At 52.9% G+C, this 18,933-nt stretch carries 15 protein-coding genes; all 15 read left to right on the plus strand.

The window, feature by feature from the left end; genetic code table 11:
- The first annotated feature begins 63 nt into the window (after positions 1 to 63).
- The 15 genes from I2D94_RS08870 (at position 64) to rbfA (ending at position 18,918) form a co-directional block, all read left to right on the plus strand.
- Positions 64 to 1,794 carry a septation ring formation regulator EzrA gene (locus I2D94_RS08870; RefSeq protein WP_072684265.1) on the plus strand — a complete coding sequence of 577 codons (1,731 nt, stop codon included), beginning with the start codon at positions 64 to 66 and terminating at the stop codon, positions 1,792 to 1,794.
- Positions 1,775 to 2,935 carry a cysteine desulfurase family protein gene (locus tag I2D94_RS08875; RefSeq protein WP_195396406.1) on the plus strand — a complete coding sequence of 387 codons (1,161 nt, stop codon included), beginning with the start codon at positions 1,775 to 1,777 and terminating at the stop codon, positions 2,933 to 2,935. The genes I2D94_RS08870 and I2D94_RS08875 overlap by 20 nt, the downstream gene beginning before the upstream one ends.
- The gene (gene thiI / locus I2D94_RS08880) at positions 2,916 to 4,112 is read left to right on the plus strand and encodes a tRNA uracil 4-sulfurtransferase ThiI (RefSeq protein WP_195396407.1); all 1,197 of its coding nucleotides are present in this window, start codon (positions 2,916 to 2,918) and stop codon (positions 4,110 to 4,112) included. The genes I2D94_RS08875 and thiI overlap by 20 nt, the downstream gene beginning before the upstream one ends.
- A gap of 152 nt (positions 4,113 to 4,264) precedes the next feature.
- Positions 4,265 to 4,912, plus strand: a complete 648-nt coding sequence (locus I2D94_RS08885; RefSeq protein ID WP_195396409.1) for a hypothetical protein — start codon at positions 4,265 to 4,267, stop codon at positions 4,910 to 4,912.
- Positions 4,913 to 5,181: 269 nt separating this feature from the next.
- Complete coding sequence (locus I2D94_RS08890) at positions 5,182 to 7,101, plus strand: BglG family transcription antiterminator (RefSeq protein ID WP_195396411.1); 1,920 nt, start codon at positions 5,182 to 5,184, stop codon at positions 7,099 to 7,101.
- 31 nt (positions 7,102 to 7,132) lie between these two features.
- Positions 7,133 to 7,411, plus strand: a complete 279-nt coding sequence (locus tag I2D94_RS08895) for a PTS sugar transporter subunit IIB (RefSeq protein WP_072684272.1) — start codon at positions 7,133 to 7,135, stop codon at positions 7,409 to 7,411.
- Positions 7,412 to 7,431: 20 nt separating this feature from the next.
- Positions 7,432 to 8,691: a PTS ascorbate transporter subunit IIC gene (locus tag I2D94_RS08900; protein ID WP_139248601.1), complete on the plus strand. Its 1,260-nt coding sequence runs from the start codon at positions 7,432 to 7,434 to the stop codon at positions 8,689 to 8,691.
- A gap of 268 nt (positions 8,692 to 8,959) precedes the next feature.
- The gene (locus tag I2D94_RS08905; protein ID WP_229056823.1) at positions 8,960 to 13,315 is read left to right on the plus strand and encodes a PolC-type DNA polymerase III; all 4,356 of its coding nucleotides are present in this window, start codon (positions 8,960 to 8,962) and stop codon (positions 13,313 to 13,315) included.
- Between the two features lie 136 nt (positions 13,316 to 13,451).
- Positions 13,452 to 13,778, plus strand: coding sequence for a hypothetical protein (locus I2D94_RS08910; RefSeq protein WP_072684273.1), 327 nt, complete (start codon positions 13,452 to 13,454; stop codon positions 13,776 to 13,778).
- 137 nt (positions 13,779 to 13,915) lie between these two features.
- Positions 13,916 to 14,386 carry a ribosome maturation factor RimP gene (gene rimP / locus I2D94_RS08915; protein WP_020223702.1) on the plus strand — a complete coding sequence of 157 codons (471 nt, stop codon included), beginning with the start codon at positions 13,916 to 13,918 and terminating at the stop codon, positions 14,384 to 14,386.
- A 21-nt stretch (positions 14,387 to 14,407) separates the two neighbouring features.
- Positions 14,408 to 16,105, plus strand: a complete 1,698-nt coding sequence (gene nusA / locus I2D94_RS08920; RefSeq protein ID WP_195396412.1) for a transcription termination factor NusA — start codon at positions 14,408 to 14,410, stop codon at positions 16,103 to 16,105.
- 24 nt (positions 16,106 to 16,129) lie between these two features.
- Positions 16,130 to 16,387, plus strand: coding sequence for an RNase P modulator RnpM (rnpM, locus tag I2D94_RS08925; RefSeq protein ID WP_006059090.1), 258 nt, complete (start codon positions 16,130 to 16,132; stop codon positions 16,385 to 16,387).
- Positions 16,380 to 16,679 (plus strand): ribosomal L7Ae/L30e/S12e/Gadd45 family protein, encoded by a 300-nt coding sequence (locus I2D94_RS08930; RefSeq protein WP_195396414.1) that lies wholly within the window; start codon positions 16,380 to 16,382, stop codon positions 16,677 to 16,679. Before rnpM ends, I2D94_RS08930 begins: the two co-directional genes overlap by 8 nt.
- Before the next feature lie 10 nt (positions 16,680 to 16,689).
- Entirely contained in the window at positions 16,690 to 18,537 is a 1,848-nt protein-coding gene (gene infB / locus I2D94_RS08935) for a translation initiation factor IF-2 (protein ID WP_072684276.1), read from the plus strand.
- 36 nt (positions 18,538 to 18,573) lie between these two features.
- On the plus strand, positions 18,574 to 18,918 hold the full coding sequence (gene rbfA, locus I2D94_RS08940; RefSeq protein WP_072684277.1) for a 30S ribosome-binding factor RbfA: 345 nt from the start codon (positions 18,574 to 18,576) through the stop codon (positions 18,916 to 18,918).
- The last annotated feature ends 15 nt before the right edge of the window (positions 18,919 to 18,933 follow it).

Here is an 18,933-nt window from a genome sequence, read left to right on the forward strand (position 1 = left end):
TTGATTTTAACCTATGAGAGTTTGTCGCTTTATGATAAAATAAGAACTAAGAGGTGGTATGCGTTGGAGAAGGTACTGGAAATTCTGACACGAAAAGAAGTGATCATCGCCATGGTGGTCATTCTTGTTCTTTTTATAATCTGGTTCATCGTGCGAAAGGTAAAGATTAAAAACTGCAAGGCGCAGCTGTCGGAGCTGGAAGTCCGGTACAACTCGATCAAGAGCGTGCCGCTGCCGTTTAAGCTGAACAAAGCCGTGGCGATTGCTCGCGTCAATCAGGAGACGATGGCGCAGGTCACGCATTGCAAGGATGATTTTGAACTGGCGCAGGCCAATCTGAAGCAGATCGCGCAGATGCTGGCGGACACGGAAGACATGGTTCTGGTCGGTAAGCTGAAAGACGCGCGCATCAACCTGGACGATCTGGACAACATGATGGAGCTGGGCGAGGAACAGGTCCATCAGCTGGAAGCGTTCCTGGATAAAATTCTCGAAAAGGAAACAGCGCAGCGGGCGGAAGTCACGCAGATGAAGGAAGAATTCCGGACGCTGAAGCTGCAGGCGCAGGAAAAGAGCGCGCAGCTGTCGTTCTGTTGGGAGACGATAGAAAACCGGATCGCCGCGACGGAGAAAATGTTCTCGGCGTTTGAGGAGTGGATGTATGCGTCGGAATTTGAAAAAGCTTCGGAAGAGCTGGTAGAAATCCGCGAAGCGCTGGGGGATCTGACCGATATCATCAATAACCTGCCGCAGCTGCTTCAGGAAGCGCGCGGACTGATTCCGAATTTGATCGACGAGGTTTCGCGCAGTTATTCGATGCAGAAACAAAAGGGCGTTTATCTGCACCATCTGGAAGTGCCGCGCAATCTGGAAGTGATCAGCGAGACGCTGAAAGAAGATCTGGCTGCACTGAAGCAGGGGACAGCCGTTCATATCCGGGCGCATCTGGACGAGGATAAAAAGCGGCTCAGTCAGTTGTTGGCGCAGATTGAAAAAGAAGGCCAGAGCTATGACGAAATGCGTCAGGCTGAGGAAAAAGCAGAAAAGACCGTGCTGCAGCTGAAAGAAAACAGTCAGTATGTCCGCCAGCTGATGGCGAAGGTTTCCGTGCGGTTTGGGATCGAGGATCTGAGTGATCAGATTAAACTGCGCGAGCAGCGGATCATTGAAATCGAAGATATGCGCGTCAAGATCATGCAGATGATCAAAGGCAATTCCGTTCCGGCTTCGACGATTTTGATTTCCCTGAAAGAGCTTCAGCAGGAAGCCGACGCCGTGCTGACTGAGGTCAACCAGCTGAAAGCGCGGCTGGACAGCGCCTGCAGCGACGAGGCCCGGGGGAAGAAGCAGCTGCTGAAGCTGCAGCTGATCATGAATGAGATGCAGGTCAAAATCCGCAAGAACAAACTGCCGGCGATTTCCGCCACCTATGAAGGTGATCTGGCGCGGGCTGTCGAATATGTCCGCTCGATTGAAGATCTTTTAACCGATACGCCGCTCAATGTGCAGCTGATGAACGCCACGCTCAACGACGCGATCGATTATATTTACAAGCTGTACAACAATGTGAACAACCTTGTCGCCATGGCGATCATGGTGGAGAATACGATTGTTTTCGGGAATAAATACCGTTCGACGTATCCGGATATCGACTCCGAGCTGACCCGGGCCGAGCTGTGCTTCCGCAACGGCGAATACACGCAGGCGCTGACCGTGGCGCTGGCGACGATTGAACGAATCCATCCGGGTTCGTATGAGAAGCTGATAAAGGAGAATGCGCAAAGTGCTGCCTGATAACGCGATTTATTTTGATAACGCCAGTACGACGCCGGTGCATCCGGAAGTCCGCAAACTGGTCAACTCGCTGTTGGAAACATCGTTCGCCAACAGCGAATCTTTGTATGATGAAGGGATGGAAATTTCCCGCCTGATGGAAAAAAGCCGCACGCAGATTGCTTCTCTTCTGAAAGTGCAGCCGCATGAAATTATTTTTACCAGCGGCGCCAGCGAGGCCAACAACATGGCGGTCAAGGGCGCGGCGTTTGCCGCGATGGGCAGGAAAAACCATCTGATAACGACGAAGGTCGAACATTCCAGTGTCGCCAACGCGATGCGTCAGCTGGAAGAGGTGTTCGGGTTTGACGTGACCTGGCTGGACGTCGACGAACGCGGCGTCGTCCGTCTGGATCAACTTGAGCAGGCGCTGAGCGAGAAAACGGCGTTGGTTTCGATCATGGCGGTCAATAATGAAGTCGGCAGCGTCATGCCGCTGGAAGCCATTAAGAAGATCGTCCGGAAAAACAGCCACGCCTTGCTTCATATCGACTGCGTCCAGGCACTGAAGCGAATTGATCTGGATCTGAGCCAGGTCGATCTGGCAAGCTTTTCCGCGCATAAGATCGAGGGCTTGAAGGGCAGCGGCTTTTTGATGAAGAAGCAGCATGTGAATCTGGTGCCGATCATCAGCGGCGGTCAGCAGGAACAGGGACTGCGCGGCGGCACGGCCAATTCCGTAGCCGACATCGCGCTGGCCAAAACTTTGCGTTTGGCTCTGGAAGAACAGACGCAGTACCGGATGGTGACCCGCCAGCTGAATCGGCGGATGCGCGAAGGGCTGGCCCAGCTGCCTGAAATTGAAATCAACAGTCCGGACGACGGCGTCAGCGCAATTTTAAATTTCTCATGCAAAACGATCCCGTCGGAAGTCATGATGAACGCGCTTAACAGCCGGAATATCTGCGTTTCCGCGCAGAGCACCTGTTCCAGCAAGTCCAAAACGCCATCCCATGTCCTCAAGGCGATGGGGATGAGCGATAAGCGGGCACTGTCAAGCATCCGCTGCAGTTTTTCCAGCCGCAACACGCCGGAAGAAGTCGATCGATTTCTGCGGGAACTGAAGGAGATATTACATAAATATGGAACCCATTCACTATGATCACATTTTAGTCCGTTATGGCGAATTGTCGACCAAGGGTAAAAACCGTAAGGATTTTATCAAAAAGCTGACCGACAACATCCGCGCCTCGTTAAGCGCTTATGACAAATTGACGTATGAGCGGACCTTTGACCGCTTATATATTCACCTGCATGGAACGGAACCGGAGGAAATCTGCGCGATTCTGAAGGAAATCTTCGGCCTGAGTTCATTTTCCCTCTGCCTGAAAATCCGTTCTGATCTCGACGCGATGGTGGAAACCGGCTATCAGGTGGCGATGGAACGCGGGCAGGGGACGTTTAAAGTTGAAACCCGCCGTCATGATAAGAAATTCCCGATGGTCAGCGATCAGATCAATCGTGCCGTCGCGACGAAAATCTTGAAGGAAAGCGAAATGAAGGTCGACGTCCACCACCCAAATCTGCGGATCGGGATTGAGGTCCGCGAAGAATTTACTTATGTGATGGCCGATACCGTCAAAGGCGCCGGCGGCTATCCGGTCGGCATGGGCGGCAAAGCACTGCTGATGCTTTCCGGCGGCATTGATTCGCCGGTCGCCGGCTACCTGACGATGAAGCGGGGCGTGGAGATCGAATGCATTCACTATGCCTCCCCGCCGTATACCTCCAGCAGCGCTCAGAAAAAAGTGTTGGACTTAGCCGGGATCATCTCGAAATACCAGGGCAGCATCAAGGTGCATATCATTCCGTTTACCGATCTGCAGCTGGCGATTTACAAGCATTGCGACGAAAGCTACGCGATCACGATCATGCGCCGGATGATGTATCGGATTGCCGAGCGGGTCGCGCAGAAATACAAATGCCTGGCGATCGTCAACGGTGAAAGTATCGGACAGGTCGCTTCGCAGACGCTGGAAAGCATGCAGACGATCAATCACGTTATCGACATGCCGGTAATCCGGCCGGTCGTCACCTATGATAAACTTGAAATCATCGACGTGGCCCGCCGCATCAACACCTATGAAACGTCGATTCTGCCATTTGAAGACTGCTGCACGATCTTTACCCCGAAGAATCCGGTGACCAAGCCGCATCCGGAAAAAGCGGAAAAGATGGAAGCCGGCTGGGATTTTGAAGCCTTGATCGACGAGTGCATTGAGAAAATGGAAACCGTCGTCGTCACACCCGCAACGCCGCAGGAAGACGACCTGTTTTAAACAAAATAGATATAAATGAAGCATAAGCTTTCTAATTCAGCCGGGAAGTCGTGAAGGACCCCGGCTTTTTCCATTTCTTCCCAAGCGTTCGTTTTGATTTCACCTGAATGTCTTCTGACAAAGACAGCCATACTGTTATTGAGGTGAGAAAAATGATGGATTATCGTAAACGCGAGTATCAGTGTCCTTCCCGGAAAAGCCAGAACGATTACAAGTATGAGATGGCTTACGAGTTGGGCGCCGATTACCAGGAAGCCCTGGTCGAACGCAAAAGCGAGTATCTTCAAAATGTGAAGCAAAAAGAAATTTGCAAGCATGCCACCGAATTTGGACAGGAGATGGAAATCATGAACAATCAGAACAACCAGTACAGCCAGAACAACAACGACCGTCAGCATCAGTCTGACCGCCAGCACAACCAGGAAAACAGCCGTCAGAACAACCAGTACCGCTCTGAATTCTCGCAGGAAAATCAGTTCCAGCAGAACAACAACGATCGTCAGCACCAGTCCGATCGTCAGAACAACCAGAGCAACAGCCGTGAGAACAACCAGTACCGTTCTGAATTCTCGCAGGAAAATCAGTTCCAGCAGAACAACGACCGTCAGCATCAATCCGATCGTCAGCGCCAGTCTGACCGTCAGAACAATCAGGAAAACAGCCGTCAGAACAACGAGTACCGCTCTGAATTCTCGCAGGAAAACGAGTTCCAGCAGAACAATGACCGTCAGCACCAGTCTGATCGTCAGCGCCAGTCTGACCGTCAGAACAACCAGAGCAATCGTCAGAACAACAAATAACGACCGATCTCATCGTGATCAGTCCAGTAAAGGAGCGGGAAACCGTTCCTTTTCTGTTTTATCGCCGGCAGGCAGATTTTTCAACATGGAAATCAGAAAATAAGTTTGAGGTTCAGCTTCTGCATAAAAACAGAATTCTGGAAAGTGAGGATCAGAAGCAAAAGCGAGCCGAAGCAGAGGTTTTCGTGATGGCGTGCAAAAGTTTGTTTCTCCTGTGCAAGAAGCCGTTCTTGTCCCACTATAATAAATAATAAAGAAAAGGAGAAACCATGAAGAAAAGACAAAGCGAGCTGATCCGCTGGATTCTGCAGTCGCCGGGCCTTCCTTTTGAAACGGCGTTGGAGAAACTCCATGTTTCCAAACGTACGCTCTACTATGACATTGAAGAAATAAATTATTGTTTGCGCCATTGCGCGCAGCTGAAAAAAATCGCGGGACAACTGGTCTTTGTGGGCGATCTGCAACGGGTCAGCCAGATGATCGCCGATCAGGAACTCACGCTGCAGGGAACGGAGGAAAAGCTGGAGTTTATTTTATATAAAATTCTGTGTGATGATTTTCCAAGATTGGAACAGATGGAACAGAAGCTTCAAATCAGTCATTCCACGATGACCTATCTGATGAATGAACTCCGCGTTCAGCTGGAGGCGCAGGGCATTGAATTACGCTATGACGAGGGCGTCTATCAGATCCGCGGCGATGAAAATCAAATCCGCGACCGCTATATATACTGCCTGTACAACGATAACAATCTGATCAACCGCATCAGCAGTGAAATCCTTGCGTTTAATCAGAAAAATCAACTGGGCTTAGCGGATTATTCGCTGGCGCTGCTTTCAGCCATGCTTCGGTTTGTCCGATTACGAATGACTAAGAAATGCCGGATCCGAGCCGACTGGACGCTGGAAACGCAGGCCTTCCATTACCGTCAGTCAGTCGCGGCCGATCTGAAAATCAACGATCCGCTGGAAGCAGCCTATCTCACAGCGTTTATCAGCTCTTTGACAACGCTGAGCGCAGGTGAAAAACAGACGATTATCGATCAGGGCGTGACGCGGCTGATCACCTGTTTTGAGAGTCGGATGGCAGTGGTTATCGAAGACCGTGAAACGATCCGGCGCAGTATTGCGCAGCATCTTCTGGCCTCTTATTATCGGATTCAATTTCAGTTTCCAATTCGAAATTTCTGTCTTGATGAGATTAAGTCCCGGTACTTCGAATTGCTTACCATGATTCGTCTGATTCTGGAAGACGAACAAATCTTTCCGGAATTCAAAGGGATTCGGGAAGAAGAAATCGCTTTTCTCACCGCCTATTTCGGCGGGGTGCTGCGCAGTCAGGAAAATCACCGGCGAATGCGCAATCGGATTCTGCTCGTCTGTCCGCAGGGACTGATGGTCTCCAAAATGCTTCAGATTCAGATCGAACAAAGCGTGCCGCTGATCCAGATTGTCGATCAGGTATCGCTGCAGCGCCTGCCGCAGCTTACGGTTCCTTACGATTATATTGTGTCTACAATGCCGATTGAAGGCTATGATGAGAAACTGATTCAGGTCAACCCGCTGCTGAATCGTCAGGACGTCTGTTTGTTGATGGAAAAATGTGCGGGGATACCGATGCCGGACTCCGGTCCGGAAATCCAGCCGCTGTTGCAGGTGATCGAAAAATACTGTGTCATCCAAAACCGTCCGGCGCTGGTCAGAGAATTGGAAGCCTTGTTATACAAACATAAAGAAGAAAGGGGAAGTCCTATGTTAAAAGAACTGATCACATCCGATAAAATCCGTGTATTAGATCATGTCGACAGCTGGCAGTCCGCGATAGCCGAGGCGGCGCAGCCTCTGGTTTATGACGGAAGTATCGATCCGGAATACATTCAGGAAATGATCGCCTCGATTGAAAAGTATGGTCCTTACATTGTGCTGGCCGACCGCTTTGCGCTGCCGCATGCCAGCGGCGCTCTGCATGTCCACCGGCTGGGCATGGCGATTCTTTCCGTGAAGGAAGCGGTGGACCTGTTGGGAAAACCCGTCAATTTGTTCGCGGTTTTGGCGACGGTGGACAGTACCTCGCATATCCGCGCGTTAGCTGAACTGACTGAGATTCTGTACGATCAGGCCAACATTGACAAGCTGTGTCAGGGCAGTGCGGAAGAGATCTTGAGATTGATCCGGCAGGATCCATCTTAGATAAAAACGTTCGATAAAGGAGGTGAGCGTTATGAAATTTGTTGCCGTGTGCGGCTTTGGCGTCGGATCCAGTCTGATCCTGGCGATGAGCTTACAGAAAGTCGCGGACAAGCTGGGATTGGACGTGGAAGTGGAGAACACCGATCTGACGTCAGCCCACAGTGCGGACTGCGACGCTATTTTTACAAGCCCGCAGCTGCAGCCCGAATTGTCGCAGAGTGTTTCCGTTCCTGTTTTTGCCGTTACCCGCTACATGGATCTGAGCGAAGTCGAAAGCCAGGTCCGCCAGTTTCTCAATGAAAAACAGTAAGTCGAAAGGGGATTTACACTATGGAATTGATGAATTTTATAATTAACAGTATCTTTCGCAATCCGCCGGTTCTGCTGGGCTTGATCGCAGCCCTCGGACTGGCGCTGCAGAAAAAACCATTCGGCACGATCGTCAAGGGCGCGCTGATGACAGCCTTCGGCATGGTCATCCTCAACACCGGCGTCTCGATGCTGGTACAGTCGATTCTGCCGATCAACACGGCGTTCCAGTCGCTGAACGGCACCGTTGCCGAAGGTCTCAACGACGCGACCTTTACCGCTTCCTTTGGCGGCGATATCGGCATGGCGATGTTTATCGGGATGATCCTGCATCTGTTGATCGCCCGTTTCACGCCGGTCAAAACGATTTTCTTAACCGGCCACATGCTCTGGTGGTTCCCGTTTATCTTTGTGGCCGCCGGGGTTGAAGGCGGTTTGCGCGGAATGCCGCTGATTCTCTTTGGGGCGATCTGTTCCGCATTATACTGGTCGCTGATGCCGTGGGCGCTCAAGAAATACACGTTTGCGGTCACCCGGGACAACAGCTTTCTGCTGGGCCATCCGACCGGCTATCTCGGCTTGATTTCCGGGTTTGTCGCCTCCAAAGTCGGCAATAAAGAAAAATCGACGGAGGATATTCAAATTCCGAAGGCGCTGTCGTTCTTCCGTGAGATCTCCATTACCGGCTGTCTGGTCATCTTCGTGATGTTTGTGATCGTCGGCCTGACGATTCCAACGATGCTGGGCGAAGGCGAAAACGTCGTCGTTGTAGCGATTGCGCAGGGTTTGAATTACGGCGCGGGCTTGATCCTGCTGCTGCAGGGCGTGCGCATGTTGATCAGCCAGATCGTTCCGGCGTTCAAGGGCATTTCGGAGAAAGTCGTTCCGAACGCGATTCCGGCTTACGACTGCCCGATGCTGTTTACCTACAAGCCGAATGCCGTTCTGATCGGCTTTGTCGTCGCGATGATCACCTCGACCGTTTTGATTTTGATCTGCAACGCGACGCAGGTCTTCGGCATTATGCTGGTTCCGTTAGTCATCACTTCGTTCTTCGAGTGCGGCACGGCGGCGATTCTGGGCGAAGGCCAGGGCGGCCTGCGCGGCGCGGTGATCGGCACATTTGTGGCCGCGGCGGTGATGGTTGTCATGGTCGGCTTCTCGGCGCTGGCGTATTCGCATACGATCGCCAACTGGATGCTGATCAATGCCGGCAACGACTTTTCACTGTTCGGCATGCTGGCGAAAGCGGTCGCCTCCCTGCTGGGCGGAATCTTCTGATCTGTCATTCAATTTGACTTTTAATTATGTAAAGAACCGGTTCGCTGAAAAAGGCGCCGGTTTTTTTGCTTTTGAAAAGCCGGTCATCGCTGTTACACCTGCGAAAAAGCCTTGGTTAAGGTTGTCCATCTCGTTTATTCCTGAGGTGGTTTGCGGCCAACGCCGGTTTCTTTTCACTTGTCTGACAAGCGGATGAAAGATATTTTCAATTCTATTTCAGGATGAAAAATGGTAGAATGATACCCAGGAACAGGATGGAGATGCGCCAATGGGAACAATCGAATTAAAAGAAACGCTAAGCAAGGTTCAGTTCGAAGGACTGGACAGCGCTTATTTTGAACAGGGAAAAATCACGCATTGTAAATTTATTACCGCGAAAAAAAAGGTTGTGCTGGAGCTTCAGCTGCCGCGGACGCTGCCGCTGGAACAGCTGCAGTGCTTTAACGACGGTCTGATCAAGCTGATCGGCTGTCCGGTTGAGCTGCGGATCAGCGCGGACGTCTGTGATCTTGATTCTGGCGAAATGTTGAAATATTGTAAATATTTCAGCGAGCACTCACGTTTTGGTCAGGGGTTGAAAGACGCGATCCCAACGGTCAGGGATCAGATTGTCGATTGTCTGTTTGCCGACGAAACGCTGAAGCAGCAGGCGACGGCCTGTCGGGAAGAACTCGATCACTTCATGCAGAACGCAGGGATCAGCTATGATTTTGAGTTTTCCTGCCGCGCGGCCAGCTTCACCCAGATCGAGGTCAAGATGCCCAAGGAAGCCCCGAAGCCGCAGGCCAAGCCGGCGTTTTCTGCGGATAAGCCGAGCTATCGCTCCCGCCGCACGAAGATGGAAGATTATACCGTGCTGACATTGAAGGAAATCAACGACGAAATTCAGAATGTCCAGTTTACCGGCACGATTTTTGAAAAAGATTCAGTGACGATCAAAAAGACCGGCAACGAGATTCAGACGCTTTATGTCAAGGATAACGACGACGCGATTACCTGCAAGCGGTTTGAGAGCGCCCGCTGTCCGAAGGAAAAGCTGAACGAGGTCGGTGTCGGGGACGACGTGCGGGTGTATGGTTCAGTCCGCTATGATTCCTTTGCCAAGGAGCTGGTGTTTTTCCCGGACGACATCGTCAAGCTGGAAAAGAAGGAAGAGGAACAGGATACGGCCGACGTCAAGCGCGTCGAGCTGCACTGTCACACGAATAAATCGGAAATGGACGGCGTTTGCGAAGTCGAGGAATTGGTGACGCAGGCGTTTAAATGGGGGCACCGCGCGATCGCGATCACGGATCACATGGCCTGCCAGGCATTCCCGAAGGCGCAGAGCTGCGCCGCCAAGCTGCTCAAGGGCAACAAGGACCGCGAATTTAAAATTCTCTACGGCGTTGAAATGAACATGGTCGACGAGTTTTTGACGATCATCCGCAATCCGCGCGCCGATTCGCTGAGCGATACGGCGTATGTCATCTATGACCTGGAAACCACCGGCTTATCCTGCAGCTTTGATCACATCATCGAATTCGGCGCGGTCGTGATCGAACGGGGCGAGATCAAGGAAACCAAACAGCTGTTCGTCAAGCCGCCGGTGCCGATCAACGCCTTTATTTCAGAAAAGACCAACATTACCAACGAAGACGTCGCCCAGGCCAAACCGTTTGCCGAGGTGGCACAGGAGCTGGTTGATTTCATCGGCGATAAAGTGCTGGTCGCCCACAATGCGACCTTTGACTACAACTTTCTCAACGAAGAACTCAAACGCATCGGCATGGCGCCGCTGACCAATCCGGTCGTCGATACGCTGGATTTGGCGCGTGCGCTGCATTCCGACCGCCGCAGTTACCGTCTGGGCAACATCGCCCGCCATTACCGGATTACCTACGACGAAGAAGTCGCGCACCGCGCGGATTACGATGCCGACGTGCTGGCCAGCGTGTTCATGTTGATGATCAAGGAATGCAAGGACCGCGGCGCGCAGACTGTCGCCGATCTGCAGAATCTGCAGGATGAAAAAGCGTTTGTCAAAGTCATGAAGCGTCATGTCAACGTGATCGCCAAGAATCAGGCCGGACTGAAGGATCTGTTCAAGCTGGTTACGCTGTCCAATACCGATTATCTGGCGGTCTTCGGCAAAGCCAATTCCAAAAGCAGCGGCGAAGAATTTCTGGCTGAACCGCGGATTTTGCGGCGATGCATCCAGGAGCTGCGCGAGAATCTGCTGATCGGCTCGGCCTGCTACAACGGCGAGGTGTTCGAGCTGGCAGCTAACCGCAACCAGCAGGATCTTGAAGCGGCGATCGCTTTTTACGATTACATCGAAATCCAGCCGCTGGAGAATTACCGGCCGCTGGTTGAATCTCATTCCCTGCCGGATACCGATCGGCTGAAGCAGGTGCTGATGCGGATAATCCGGACGGCGAAGAAGCTGAACAAACCGGTCGTTGCGACCGGCGACGTCCACTATTGCAAAAAGGAAGAAAAAATCCTGCGCGATATCTACATCCAGACGCAGGGGATCGGCGGCGTCCGACATCCTTTGTATATCTATGATAAGGAACGGCGCTCCCGCACCGTAACGCCGGATCAGCATTTCTTAACGACCAATCAGATGCTTCAGGCGTTCGACTGGGTTGAGGATCGGCAGCTGGCCTATGAGCTGGTCGTCGAAGCCCCCAACGCGATCGCCGATCAGGTGGAAAAGGTGCTGCCAGTACATGACAAGCTGTATACGCCAGTCATCGAAGGTTCCGAAGAGAAGCTGAAAACGATCTGTTATGAGAACGCGCATAAAACCTATGGCGAAGTGCTGCCGGAAATCGTGGAAAAACGGCTGGAGCGTGAGCTGAACTCAATTATCGGTAACGGCTTCGCGGTTATTTACTACATTTCCCATCTGCTGGTCAAAAAGTCCAATGAAGACGGCTATCTGGTCGGCTCGCGAGGCTCGGTCGGCTCCTCCTTTGTCGCGACGATGTCGGGAATCACCGAGGTCAATCCGCTGATCCCGCACTACGTCTGCCCGGACTGCCAGCACTCCGAATTCATCACCGACGGCTCGGTGAAGTCCGGCTTTGACCTGCCGGCGAAGAAATGCCCGAAATGCGGCGCGGAGATGATTGTCAACGGCCATGACATCGCGTTTGAAACCTTCCTGGGCTTTGAAGGCGATAAGGTTCCGGATATCGACTTGAACTTCTCGGGCGAATATCAGGATAAGGCGCATGCCTTCACGAAAACGGTTTTCGGCGAGGATCACGTATTCCGCGCCGGGACGATCGGCACGGTCGCCCAGAAGACGGCGTTCGGCTATGTCAGCGGCTATGCGGAGGAAATGGGTCTGGAAAACATGCGCCAGGCGCAGCGGCTGCGCTTAGCCAACGGATGCGAAGGCGTCAAGCGGACGACCGGTCAGCATCCCGGCGGCATCATCGTCATCCCGAGCTCCATGGACGTCTATGACTTTACGCCGGTTCAGTATCCGGCCAATAACCCGGATTCCGAATGGAAAACGACGCACTTCGATTTCCATGATATCCATGACAACGTCTTGAAATTTGATATCCTCGGCCACGTCGATCCGACGGCGATGCGCCTGCTGCAGAACATCTCCGGGATCGATCCGACGACGATTCCGATGAACGATCCGGAAACGATGTCGATCTTCAATTCCGTCGACGCGCTGAAAGCCGATCCGCGGGTGTACAGCGAGGCGACCGGGGCGGTCGGCCTGCCGGAATTCGGCACGAAGTTTGTCCGCGGTATTCTGGAGCTGACCCGTCCGAGCACATTCTCCGAACTGCTGCGAATTTCCGGTCTGTCCCATGGCACCGACGTCTGGCTGAACAACGCCAAGGATCTGATCGACGGCGGGCTGACGCTGCATGACGTCATCGGCTGCCGTGACGACATCATGACCTATCTGATTGAAAAGGGAATGCCGAAGAAAGATTCATTCTTCATCATGGAAAGCGTCCGAAAGGGCAAGGGCTTAAAACCGGAATGGATCGAATTGATGAAGGAAAACAACATTCCGCAATGGTATATCGACAGCTGCTTAAAGATCAAGTATCTGTTCCCGAAAGCCCACGCCGTCGCGTACGTCATGATGGCGATCCGCATCGCGTGGTTTAAGGTCCATCATCCCTACTGGTACTATGTCGCGTTCTTCACGCTGCGCTGCGATGCCTATGAAATCGAAACGATGGTCAAGGGCATGGACGCGATCAAGCGGCGGATGGACGAGATTCAGGCGATGAAATCGAATCCGGAAACCAAGCGTCAGGTCACCAAGAAAGACGAAGATCTGTACTCGATGTTCGAGGCCTGTCTGGAGATGTACGCCCGCGGCTACCGCTTTTCCAACATTGATATCGACAAATCCCTGGCGACGGAATTCCGCGTGCTGCCGGACGATCTCAAGACGATCATCCCGCCGTTTACGACAGTCGACGGTCTGGGCGCCAACGTCGCCAAGTCGATCGTAGAAGCCCGCCAACAGGGTGAGTTCTTATCCAAAGAAGATTTATTAAACCGTACCCAGCTCTCCCAAACGCTGATGCGCAAGCTCGAGGTGCTGGGCACGCTGGAAGGCATGCAGGAAGAGAACCAGCTGAGTCTGTTTTAATTGGAAACTGGAAAAAGCCCGGCTGCAATACAAAATAACTCATTTGAATCAAATCTGGGAAATCATCCGCCTGCGGGCGGATTTTCCTGTTATAATAGAGGCGGGAGAATCTGTTCTCAAAAAGGAAGCGGTCGTTATGAAAATCGAATGTCCTGTCTGCCACGAAGAAATTCCGGCTTCGCAGCTCAATGAAGTCCGGGAATTCGACTGTCCGCACTGTCATTACCGCATTGAAATGGAGCCGTTTGCGGCTTCGCTGATGCAGCTGTTTCCAGTTGCGGCACTGATCCTGTTCATCCTGGTGTTTACGATTCTGAAGCTCTTTCTGCCGGAACAAACGCTGGTGATCGTTTTTCTCGTCGTCTTCTGCATCGGCGCCCGGCTGCATTGGAGTCTGGCTGTTTTGCGGTATCTGGGACTGCTGAAATTCCGCCGTAAAGTCGATGAAGAGAAAAAACTGTGAGAAAAACGTCTGAAAAGCGGGGCCGAAGTTCAGAAAACGCTTGATTTTTACGCCAATTCTGTGTATAGTAAGAGTGCATAAAGAAACAGCAGGAGTGGTGAAAGCCACTCCTTCATTCATGTTATAAGGAGAGAAAAATGGAACAGTTGGAAAACATCAAGACGTTGATTCTGCCTGTCCTGGACTCCCTTGGCATTCAGCTTTACGATCTGAAATGGGTGAACGAAAAGAAATCCCGGATTCTTCAGATCGCAGTGATGAGAGCTGACGGATCTATGGACATCGATACCTGCGCCTTAGTCTCGGAGAAAATTTCCGAAGCTCTGGATGCCCATGACGATTGGATCAGCTTTGAATACTTTCTGGAGGTGTGCTCGCCCGGCGCGGAACGCGAACTGCGCAATGAGGAAGAAATCCGCGGCGCTTTGGGTAAGCATGTCTTTGTCCGGTTAAAAAGCCCGGTCAAGTCGATGATGGAAATCACCGGCGATCTGCTGGAAATGAACGAAACCACCCTGACCCTTAGCTATCGCGATAAAGCTGTAACCCGCAAGGCTCAGGTGGAACTGGATCAGATTGAAAAGATCCGCCTGGCTGTGAAATTGTAAGGACTTGGAGGAGAAATCGCAATGAATTTCAAAGAATTTTTGAAGGCGATGCAGACGATCGAGGATGACCGCAAGATCACCAAGGAAATCGTCATCGCCGCGCTGCAGGAGGCTTTAGCCAAAGCCTATCGCAAACACATCGACATCCCGGACGTGCTGGTCCGCGTCGACATCAACGAAGCCAACGGTCAGATTCATGTGTACCAGCAATATACCGTCGTTGAGGAAGTCGAGGACGAGGAGCTGGAGATCGCGCTGGCCGAGGTCAAGGATAAAGGTTATCAGCTGGGCGATTTAGTCGACCGCGAAGTGGATATCAGCCAGATCGGCCGGGCCGCCGCGCTGCTGGCAAAAAACGTCATGAAGCAGAAAATCCGTGAGGCGGAGAAGCAGGCGGTTTATGATGAATACATCGATCAGCTGGACGAAATGGTCACCGGCATGATCGAGTCGGTCGAGGAGAAGTTTGTCGTCGTCAATCTGGGAAAGACGATGGCGCTGATGCCGCGCGCCGCTCAGATCCCGGGCGAACGCTATGTCGAAGGTCAGAGCATTCGTGTCGTCATCACCGAATGCAACAAGGATACCAAGGGTGCGCAGGTGCTGGTTTCCCGTTCCGACGCGAAGCTGGTCAAGCGTCTGTTTGAAAAGGAAGTTCCGGAAATCTATCAGGGTGTCGTCGAGATCAAGGCGATTGCCCGTGAAGCCGGGGAACGGACGAAGATGGCCGTCTGGTCGAACAATCCGGACGTCGATGCGATCGGCGCCTGCATCGGTCCGCGCGGCAGCCGTGTTCAGGTCGTCATCGACGAGCTGAAGGGTGAGAAAATTGATATCTTCGAGTGGAGCGACAACATCAGCGAGCTGATTAAAAACGCGCTGGCTCCGGCTCAGATTCTGGCGGTGCTGCCAACCGAGGACAAGCGTTCGCTGCTAGTCGTCGTTGAGGACAACCAGCTGTCGCTGGCGATCGGCAAGAAGGGCAAAAACGCCCGTCTGGCCGTGAAGCTGACCGGCATGCGGATCGATATCAAGACGGCCGGCGAGATCGAGGAACAGGGCATCGACTGGAAGACGATGATGCTGCAGTTTGCCGCTGAGGAACAGAAGCGGCTGGCAGAACAGCGGATCGCCAAGCAGCTGGAAGAGGCTGGCGTTCAGGAAGTTGAAACAGAGCCGGATGCCGAATCAGAAGCTGCGGTCGAAACACCGGAAGTTTCTGCGGAAACGGAAGTTGTCCAGGAAGCGGCCGTTGAAACGCCGCAGGCGGAAGCGGAAGTCGAACCGGAACCGGAGACCGCGGAAGAAGAAATGCTGACAAAGCCGGAAATTCAGCCGGAAGTTAAACCGGTTGAAGTGCAGCCGGAAGTCAAACCGGCATCGTCTGTCAAGAAAGAGGAACCGGTCCGCGCCAAGCGTGAGGTTCGCGAACGCCGCGAATATGTATCCCGCTTTGAACGGCTGGCTGATCCGACGCAGTCTTCGGCGCATACCGAAGAAAAAGCGCCGCTGCGCCGCCGCAAGAATGTCCGCGAGGATGACCGCAAGCTGCGTCTGAAAGATCTGAAGAAGGATAAGGACTACGAATTCAAGCCAGTCTATTCAGAGGAAGAGCTGGAGGAAATCCGCCGTCAGGAAGAGTTGGAAGCGCAGAACAGCTGGATTGAGGACGATATTGATTTCGACGAATTCGACGAATACTACGACGAAGAAAAATAAACCGGAAAGACGGGAGGGAGTACGATGAAGAAAATACCGATGCGCAAATGCGTCGCAACGCAGGAACAGTGTCCGAAAAAAGAACTGCTGCGGATTGTGAAAACGCCGCAGGGCACGGTGGAAGTGGACCTGACCGGCAAGCTGAACGGCCGCGGGGCGTATCTGAAAAGGGACGCGGCGGCGCTGGAGCTGGCGATCAAGCGGCAAAGTCTGAAGCGCGCTCTGGAATGCGAGATCCCCGAAGAAGTTTATGATAAAATCCGCGAGGTTCTCGGTGAATAACAAGGTTTCAGGATTGTTGGGAATCGCTGCCCGCGCCCGCAAGGTCGCAACCGGGGACAGCGTGATGGCGGCAATCCGTCAAAACAAAGCGAAGCTGGTTCTTCTCTGCGCGGACTGCGGTAGCAACGCGCAGAAGAAGATTCAGGATAAATGCCGTTTCTACGGCGTTGACTGGATAGTCGAGGGGACGGCTGAAGAACTGTCGGCCGCGCTCGGCCAGCCCAGACGGATCGCATGTGCGGTTCTGGACGAGGGACTGGCCCGGTCTATTCAGGATGCAGTTATGAAATGAGGTGAAGGTATTGGCTAAACAACAAAGAAGGAATAACTCGGGAAGACGGAATAACCACAGATCCAACAATTCCAATAATTCCTATAACCCACGGCCGAAGATGGAAGCCGTAACCAGCATTACCTACGAGGAAGGAATTACCGTCGGGGAATTAGCGCAGAAGATGAACCGCAATGCCAGCGATATCATCAAGCTGCTGTTTATGCTGGGTAAAATGGTGACGATCAACAGCTCGATGGATGACGAAACGATTGAGTTGGTCTGCATGGAGTACGGCGTGGAAGTCAAGAAAGAAATTCCGGTGGATCAGGACAGTCTGGAAGACGAAGTCGAAGAAAATCCGGAGAATCTCGTGCAGCGCCCGGCGATCGTTACGATCATGGGGCACGTCGATCACGGCAAAACGACGCTGTTGGACACGATCCGCAAGACGCGGGTCGTCGAGGGCGAATTCGGCGGCATCACGCAGCATATCGGCGCCTATCAGGTCAGCGTCCAGGGCAAGAAGATCACGTTCTTGGATACGCCGGGCCACGAAGCGTTTACCGCAATGCGCGCCCGCGGGGCGAAGGTGACGGATATCTGTATCATCGTCGTCGCCGCGGATGACGGCGTCATGCCGCAGACCAAGGAAGCCGTCGACCACGCCAAAGCAGCGGACGTTCCGATCATCGTCGCCGTCAACAAGATGGACAAGCCGGCGGCGAACCCGGACCGCGTCATGAACGAGATGGCCGATCTGGGCTTATTGCCGGAAGAATGGGGCGGCGATACGATCTTCGTCAAGTGTTCGGCGAAGCAGGGTGACGGCGTCCAGGATATTCTGGAAACGATTCAGGTCGTTGCGGAAATGCGCGAGCTGAAAGCCAACCCGAAGCGCAACGCGACCGGTACGGTTATTGAAGCGAAGCTCGATAAGGGCCGCGGACCGGTCGTCACGCTGCTGGTTCAAAACGGCACGCTGCACACCGGCGACTGCATCGTTGTCGGCGCCTGCTTCGGCAAGGTCAGAAAGATGACCGACGACCGCGGCCGTGAAATCAAGGAAGCCAGGCCATCGACGCCGGTCGAGATCATCGGCTTAAACGATGTTCCGGTAGCGGGCGATATGTTCAAGGTCTTCGACAATGAAAAGCAGGCCCGTGCGATTGCGGAACGCCGTTCCCAGACCAAGATCGAGCAGGAACGCAAGAGCAGTTCCGCAATGAGCTTAGACGATTTGGCGCGTCAGATCGAAGCTGGCGAGGTTCAGGAAATTCCGGTTATCGTCAAGGCTGACGTGCAGGGCTCGGCGGAAGCCGTCAAGTCCTCGCTGGAAAAGCTGGATGTCCAGGGCGTCAAGGTCAACGTCATCCGTTCGACCGCCGGGACGATCAGCGAATCCGACGTCATGCTGGCGAGCGCTTCCAAAGCGGTGATCTACGGCTTCAACGTCCGCCCGGACGCCAATGTGCGTAAAAAAGCGGAAGAAGAAGGCGTCGAGATCCGTCTGCACAACATCATCTACAAAGCCATGGAGGAAATGGAACTGGCGATGAAGGGCCTTTTGGCGCCGGTGTACGAGGAAGTCGTCATCGGACAGGCGGAAGTCCGTCAGACCTTCAAGGTTTCCAAGATCGGCACGATCGCCGGCTGCATGGTGACCGACGGCAAGCTGGTCAAGGACTGCAAGGTGCGTTTAATCCGTCAGGGTATCGTCGTTTACGACGGCCAGCTGGGCTCGCTGAAGCGTTTCCAGAACGACGCCAAGGAAGTCACCAACGGTTATGAATGCGGCTTAACGATCATGAATTTTAACGACATTAAGGAAGGCGACCTGATTGAGGCCTACGCCGATCAGGAGGTTCCTCAGAATTAAGGAAACGCTTTTCCTGAAGAAACAGGAGGGACGCTCATGTCTGTCAAACAAGAACGGGTAGCGCAGATCATCCTCAAAGACGTCACGGATATCATTCAGTTTTCCCTGAAGGATCCGTCCGTCGGATTCGTCACGATTACTGACGTGCAGGTGACCAACGACTACTCCTACGCTACGATTTACGTTTCTTTCTTAGGCAAGGAAGAACGCAAGCAAGCAGGTCTGAAGGCACTCAACCGGGCAAAGGGTTTTATCCGCTCGGAGCTGGGCAAACGGCTTTCGATCCGCAAGGTTCCGGATTTGATTTTCAAGCTCGACGATTCGCTGGAAAAAGGAGAGCGGATCGACTCGATTATTTCGCAAATCAATCACAAAGCTTAACCGGAAATCCTGTCT

The organism is Holdemania sp. 1001302B_160321_E10, assembly GCF_015552275.1.
Taxonomy (GTDB): Bacteria; Bacillota_I; Bacilli_A; order Erysipelotrichales; family Erysipelotrichaceae; genus Holdemania.

Bases quoted from the DNA above. Each gene is read 5' to 3' on its own strand.
- I2D94_RS08900 (WP_139248601.1), top strand. From the start codon at position 7,432: ATGGAATTGATGAATTTTATAATTAACAGTATCTTTCGCAATCCGCCG.
- I2D94_RS08905 (WP_229056823.1), top strand. From the start codon at position 8,960: ATGGGAACAATCGAATTAAAAGAAACGCTAAGCAAGGTTCAGTTCGAA.
- rimP (WP_020223702.1), top strand. From the start codon at position 13,916: ATGGAACAGTTGGAAAACATCAAGACGTTGATTCTGCCTGTCCTGGAC.
- thiI (WP_195396407.1), top strand. From the start codon at position 2,916: ATGGAACCCATTCACTATGATCACATTTTAGTCCGTTATGGCGAATTG.
- I2D94_RS08875 (WP_195396406.1), top strand. From the start codon at position 1,775: ATGCGCAAAGTGCTGCCTGATAACGCGATTTATTTTGATAACGCCAGT.
- I2D94_RS08890 (WP_195396411.1), top strand. From the start codon at position 5,182: ATGAAGAAAAGACAAAGCGAGCTGATCCGCTGGATTCTGCAGTCGCCG.
- rbfA (WP_072684277.1), top strand. From the start codon at position 18,574: ATGTCTGTCAAACAAGAACGGGTAGCGCAGATCATCCTCAAAGACGTC.
- I2D94_RS08895 (WP_072684272.1), top strand. From the start codon at position 7,133: ATGAAATTTGTTGCCGTGTGCGGCTTTGGCGTCGGATCCAGTCTGATC.
- I2D94_RS08910 (WP_072684273.1), top strand. From the start codon at position 13,452: ATGAAAATCGAATGTCCTGTCTGCCACGAAGAAATTCCGGCTTCGCAG.
- rnpM (WP_006059090.1), top strand. From the start codon at position 16,130: ATGAAGAAAATACCGATGCGCAAATGCGTCGCAACGCAGGAACAGTGT.
- I2D94_RS08885 (WP_195396409.1), top strand. From the start codon at position 4,265: ATGATGGATTATCGTAAACGCGAGTATCAGTGTCCTTCCCGGAAAAGC.
- nusA (WP_195396412.1), top strand. From the start codon at position 14,408: ATGAATTTCAAAGAATTTTTGAAGGCGATGCAGACGATCGAGGATGAC.